This window comes from Streptomyces sp. NPDC002513 (genome assembly GCF_053595355.1).
Map to the genome: position 1 here is coordinate 1 of NZ_JBSFXK010000122.1, position 5,683 is coordinate 5,683.

4 protein-coding genes and 1 pseudogene are annotated in these 5,683 nt (G+C 69.8%); 4 read left to right on the forward strand and 1 reads right to left on the reverse strand.

Annotated features, from left to right (window positions below):
* Positions 1 to 75: 75 nt before the first annotated feature.
* On the reverse strand, positions 76 to 1,587 hold the full coding sequence (locus ACWD5Q_RS34930) for a DUF4158 domain-containing protein (protein WP_451431096.1): 1,512 nt from the start codon (positions 1,585 to 1,587) through the stop codon (positions 76 to 78).
* Between the two features lie 321 nt (positions 1,588 to 1,908).
* Here ACWD5Q_RS34930 and ACWD5Q_RS34935 point away from each other — a divergent pair, with 321 nt between their 5' ends.
* From ACWD5Q_RS34935 to ACWD5Q_RS34950, 4 genes and pseudogenes are all read left to right on the forward strand, one after another.
* Positions 1,909 to 2,937, forward strand: coding sequence for a tyrosine-type recombinase/integrase (locus ACWD5Q_RS34935; RefSeq protein WP_451431097.1), 1,029 nt, complete (start codon positions 1,909 to 1,911; stop codon positions 2,935 to 2,937).
* A 300-nt stretch (positions 2,938 to 3,237) separates the two neighbouring features.
* The gene (locus ACWD5Q_RS34940) at positions 3,238 to 4,359 is read left to right on the forward strand and encodes a tyrosine-type recombinase/integrase (protein WP_451431098.1); all 1,122 of its coding nucleotides are present in this window, start codon (positions 3,238 to 3,240) and stop codon (positions 4,357 to 4,359) included.
* Complete coding sequence (locus ACWD5Q_RS34945) at positions 4,359 to 4,685, forward strand: helix-turn-helix domain-containing protein (protein WP_451431099.1); 327 nt, start codon at positions 4,359 to 4,361, stop codon at positions 4,683 to 4,685. Before ACWD5Q_RS34940 ends, ACWD5Q_RS34945 begins: the two co-directional genes overlap by 1 nt.
* 104 nt (positions 4,686 to 4,789) lie before the next feature.
* A pseudogene (locus ACWD5Q_RS34950) lies at positions 4,790 to 5,683 on the forward strand (hypothetical protein); the annotation flags it as partial.

The window sequence follows — 5,683 nt, forward strand, 5'->3', positions numbered from 1 at the left end:
CGCCCGAGCGGCCCTCGTCCTCCTGCAGCTGGAACACGACCGCACAGCCTGAAGATCACGAAGCGTCACGACAAATTACCGAGAAGGGTTCACTGGGCGGGCTTGAACAGGTAGGCGGCCGGGTTGTCGTAGCGGCGCGAGCCCGGCACGAACACGTCCCCCGACCGCAGGCCGTCGCGCAGCGCGAGCAGCGTGCACAGTTCCCAGTAGTGCCAGTACGCGGTCGCATCGCCCTTGGCCGCCGCCTCGTCGAGGTAGCCCTGCCACCGGGTCGGCACGAACAGCGTCGGCGCCTTGTCGGGGACGTTGCGGGCGCCGGTCGCGTTCAGCTCCCGCAGGATCTCCAGGGCCTCGATCAGCGGCTTCGCCTCGGTGCCGCCTTTGAACCGCACCGCCTCCAGCACCTTCGGCGCGAACTGGCGGATGTAGGTGTAGGAGCCTTCCAGGAGCGCCAGGTGCCCGTGGTCCTTTGGGCAGCCGCACGGCGGCCCCGGCGTGCGCGGTCCGCAGCCGGGACATGCCGATCTTCCCGCGCAGCAGCGTCCCCACCGCCTCGTCCGGGATACCGGCATCGGCCAGCACCGGCAAGACCTCGTCCAGCAACGCGAGCCGGCCCTCGGAGAGCTTGGCCCTCTCGGCAAGCACCTCGCGCAGCTTGATCCGGGCGCGGGACTCCGAGCCGGACAGAGTCTGGTCGAAGAGCTGCACCACGGCGTCGAGGACGTCGACGGAGGACTGCGCGAGCAGTGTCAGCAGGATCGGATGGCGCCGGTTGGGCTCGCGCCGCACCAGGGCCTGCGCGGTCAGCCGACGCCCGATCTGGGCCAGGTAGCGGCGCCGCTCGGCAGGCAGCGACGACATGTCCAGGGTGTCCGCGCCAAGGCCGCGCAGGAACCTCAGCTTCTCGACCTCGCCGCCCACGCTCGTCGGCGACGCCTGCACCGGCCCGGTCACCAGCCAGTGCAGCCGCGAGGACTTGAGCTCCGGATCGACGACCAGCAGCCCGTCCAGCCCCTGCGCCCGCTCGGGGTACAGCAGGTGGGCCACGCGGGCATGGGTCTCCCGCTCGGCGGCCTCACGGGCGGTGGCGACCTTCTCCAGCAGCGAGACCACACCCGGCCGGATCACCTTCGCCGAACGCAGGTACTCACAGCCCAGCCTGAACAGAAGGCTCGGGGAATCGTGCTCCATCGCGCGGGCCAGCAGGAACTCATCCAGCTCCTTGAGCTCGATGGCCTTCGCCAGCTTCCACCCCAGATACTCGGCGATCTCCCGCAGATGGTCCGTGCGGGTCTGCTCACGCTCCCCGTAGTCCGCCAGATCGGCGACGGCGAGCCCGAGCTGGCGGGCCAGGCGGCCGACCGCCGCGGGCGGAGCGGCGGGCACATTGTCGGGGACGAAGCCCAGCCAGGGCAGGGCGGACAGCTGCACGGCGGCACCGAGCACGTTCTGGGCCCGGCGGAACTTCCGCAGGAACGCCTCGTCGGCCGGGGTGAGGGTGAAGTACCGGATCAGCTCGTCCTTGCCGATCGCCGGAAAGGACCGTAAGCCCTCCAACTCCTCATCCGAGAACACCCTGGTGGCCATCGGCCCCTCCCACCCCACTCGATCAAAGCAGACGAGCACCACCGCTACCCGGCCAGACGATGGGCACAGGCAGAAATCCCCGAACTCCCCGGACGACAGGTGGCGTTGCACTACCCTGCGGCGTTCCTACGCAGGGAACCCGGTGTCGCGCAGGTTCGCCATGGCAGGGTCGGCCTTGATCCGCTTTGAGCTCCGCACCGCGCTGAGCACCGCGGCCGGCAGTAGTTCGTCCAGCCGCTCCTCGGGGCTCGACCATGGTCTGCCGCCCGACGGTGAGCACGGACATCAGCCCAGATCAATGGGCTGCCGCACGGCTTAGCGTTGTTTTTTCCGCGAGAACTACTGGGACCCCCTCTGTCCGCCCCGCCCGCGTCGTACACCGCGGCGGCCGAGCGCTACCTCACTGGCACGGGCATCGCGAAGTCCTCCGCGCGGATCTACCGGATCTCGTTGACGACCTGGGGGTGGATGCTCGCCGGCGAACCGGCGCCGACCGGACCCGACCGCCGGGGCGCGAAGCCGCCCGTCTTCCCCGTCACCGCGATCGACGACCCGGCGCTGCCCGAGGTGCTGGCCGAGCTGGCGGCGGCGCGGGCGGACGAGATGGACGCCGACACCGTCAACCGGGAGCTGTCCATCGCGCGCAAGGCGATCGGCTGGTGGCAGCGCCAGGGCTGGATCGAAGGCGATCCCACGATCGGCATCGAGCGGCGGCCGGCACCGCCGGACCGCACCAAGGCTCTCGCGGAGAACCAGATCGCCGCCCTGTGGCGCCTCGACGTCGCGCTGCGGGAGAAGACGCAGTGGAAGATGCTCTACGAGTCCGCCGCACGGGCCGATGAGGTGCTGTGCCTGAACGTGGAAGACCTCTACCCGCAGGACAAGCGCGGCAGGATCACCGCCAAGGGCGGGGCGACGGAGTGGATTCACTGGCAGTCCGGCACCGCCCAGCTCCTGCCCCGCCTCATCGCCCGGCGTACCCGCGGCCCGCTGTTCCTTACCGACCGCAAGGCCCCGGCCGGAACCCCGACGCTCGACGTGTGCCCGGAGACCGGCCGGGCCCGGCTCTCCTACCGGCGGGCTGAGGAGATCTTCGAGGAGAACACCCGGCTGTTGGCCAACCCCCTCGCCTCACCCGACGACATCGAGGACCTGGACGGCTGGACGCTCCACCGACTCCGGCACAGTGCCCTGACGCACGACGCGGAGGACGGCACCTCCACCCCGATGCTGCTGGCCCGCTCCCGCCACGCATCCGTCCGCTCCCTGGAGCGATACGCCCGCCCTGGCGTCGACTCGGTCGCCCGGCACGTCGCCGAACGCGACCCCGCTGCACGTCGCCGCACGTAAATCCGAGCGGATCAGGGCTTCAAGATCATCCCGTTGCCCCTTTGGCGCGTATCTCGGAAGCGGCGCGAATCGCATCTGATGCGAACTGGACACATTTTGCGCCGCGTTGGCCGGGCGGGCGTAAGGAAGCCGCTGATCAGCGAATTGAGGGTTCACCGTGTGCTGCCGAGACGGTAGCGGACAGGCCGGGCTTGTGTCGTTCCGCATCACTCGATCGGATGGCTGACCTGCCATTCCTCTCCGGGCTTTGCATCTGATGCGAGATTCTCGCGCCGGATGCGATCTACGGAGCGTGACGAATTGGCAGGCGACAACAAGGCGGCGCCGGGGGCCGCACGGCTGCACCTGGCGGACGGGGTGCCGCTGCTGCGGCCGGAGGAGCAGGTCTTCGAAGCGATGCTGGACGGCTGGCGCAACCAGCAGCTGGCGCGGAACCTCGCGCTGTCGACCATCAACGGCCGTGAGCGGAAGGTGCGGGCATTCGCCACCCATGCGGACGCCTTCCCCTGGAGCTGGTCCTCGACGCTGGCGGACGAGTGGTTCGGCGACCTGCGGGCGGTCCGGGGCTGCGTCCGCTCGACGCTGCGCGGCTACCAGGAGGCGGTGCGGCTGTTCTGCGACTACGCCACCGACCCCGCCTACGACTGGGCGGCCGAGTGCGAGCGCCGGTTCGGCACCCATCCGATCCAGGTGTGCCACGAGTGGAACACCGCCGTGCACATGCAGGAGTGCGAGGCCGAGTCCCCGAAACGGGCCTTCACCCGGGACGAGTTGCAGGCGTTCTTCGACCACGCCGACGACGAGGTGACCCGGGTCCGCGGACGCGGCCGCAAGGGATGGCTGCCCGCCTTCCGCGACACGATGCTGTTCAAGACCGCGTACGCCTACGGGCTGCGGCGCAATGAGACGCGGATGCTGGATGTCGCCGACTTCGGCCGCAACCCCGAGGGGACGGAGTTCGGCGAGTACGGCGTCTGCTATGTCCGCCACGGCAAGGCCAAGAAGGGCTCACCCCCCAAACGCCGCAGCGTACTGACGGTATGGGAGTGGTCGGCCGAGATCCTCGACCAGTGGACGAGCGAAGTGCGGCCCGCCATGCGCCACGCGGACGGATCCGCCCTGTGGCCGTCCGAGCGCGGACAGCGGGTCGGCCTACAACGGCTGGACTCCCGCTTCGCCGCCTACCGCGACGACCTCGGCTTGGACCCGGTCCTGGACTTTCACTCCCTACGAAGGTCTTACGTCACCCACCTGATCGAAGACGGCTGGGACGCCCTATTTGTCCAGCAGCAAGCCGGCCACGACCATGCCAGCACAACCTCGATCTACACCTGCGTCTCCTCCGACTTCCGCACCCGCACGCTGCGGCGGGCGCTGGACGCCACGGTCGAGGCCGCGCTCAAACCCGCCAGGAGGGCGTAATGAAACGCCAGGTCAGCTACCAGTGGCGACTGCGGGAGCGGATGGCCGCCGCCGGAATGTTCACGACCAGCGAGCTGGCCCCGCCGCTGGCCGAGCGGGGCATCAACCTGTCGCTCTCCCAGGTCCACCGGCTGGTCACCGGCACTCCCGAGCGGCTGTCGCTGCCGGTGCTGGCCGCACTCTGCGACATCTTCGAGTGCACCCCGGCCGACCTGATCGCCACCAAGGCCGAGACCGCCGCCATCCGCAAGGTCGCCACCGGCGACGCGATCGTCGACCTGTCGGCGGTCCGTCCCAAGCGCGCCCGGATCCGGCCCGAAGGGTGAGCCGCACCCGAGTGCCGGCGAGCGCACGGTTCTGCGCCCGCTGCGGCCGGGCGGTGCGGCCCGAGACGAACCACTGGCCTGAGGGCTACATCTGCCAAAGCTGCATGACCAGAGCCCTGGAGACCTACGGAACGTGCGTCGGCTGTGGCGTCGATCGGCTCACCCCTGGCCTCGCGCCGGACGGCGGCAAGCTCTGCACCGACTGCGCAGGCGGGCTCGGTGACTTCACCTGCGAACGATGCGGCCAAGAAGCCAGGCGCTACCGGCGCGGGATCTGCGGCCGATGCGTCCTGACCGAACGTCTCCATGACCTACTCGACGACGGCTCCGGCTCCGTCCGCACCGAGCTACTCCCGCTGTTCGATGCCCTGCGACAGATACGTCGCCCCTGGGGCGGACTGACCTGGACGAGCCATTCCCACGTCCAGCACAACCTGCGGGCCCTAGCACGCGGCGAAGTCCCGCTCACCCACGACGGACTGAGCCAACTCACACCCTGGCGGTCGGTCGCCTACCTGCGCGACCTGCTCATGCACAGTGGTGTCCTGCCCCCGGCCGACCGGCAGCTGCTGCTGTTCCAGCGGTGGCTCGCCGAGAAACTGCCCGCCATCGACGGCCCCGGGCCTCGGCGCCTGCTGGAGCTCTTCGCCACCTGGCACATCCAGCGCCGCCTGCACACCTTGGCCGACCGCTGCCCGCTCACCAGCAAGCAGATCCACCAGGCCCGCAACGAGATCCACCTCGCGACCGCCTTCCTCGCTCACCTCGCCGAGCGCGGACGAACCCTCGCCGACTGCACGCAGGCCGACGTCGACGACTGGTACGCAGGCGGCTACACCGCCCGGCGCCTCACCCATGCCTTCCTGCGATGGGCGATGCGGTCCAACCAGATGCCCACGGTCACCATTCCGCACCGCTCCACCAGCAACCCGACCCCGCTCGCTCAGCACCAACGGCTCACCCTGCTCCGGCAGGCCGTAAACCGCAACGACATCCCT

Excerpts from the sequence above, each read along its gene's own strand:
- ACWD5Q_RS34930 (WP_451431096.1), bottom strand. The coding sequence starts at position 1,587 with ATGGCCACCAGGGTGTTCTCGGATGAGGAGTTGGAGGGCTTACGGTCC.
- ACWD5Q_RS34945 (WP_451431099.1), top strand. The coding sequence starts at position 4,359 with ATGAAACGCCAGGTCAGCTACCAGTGGCGACTGCGGGAGCGGATGGCC.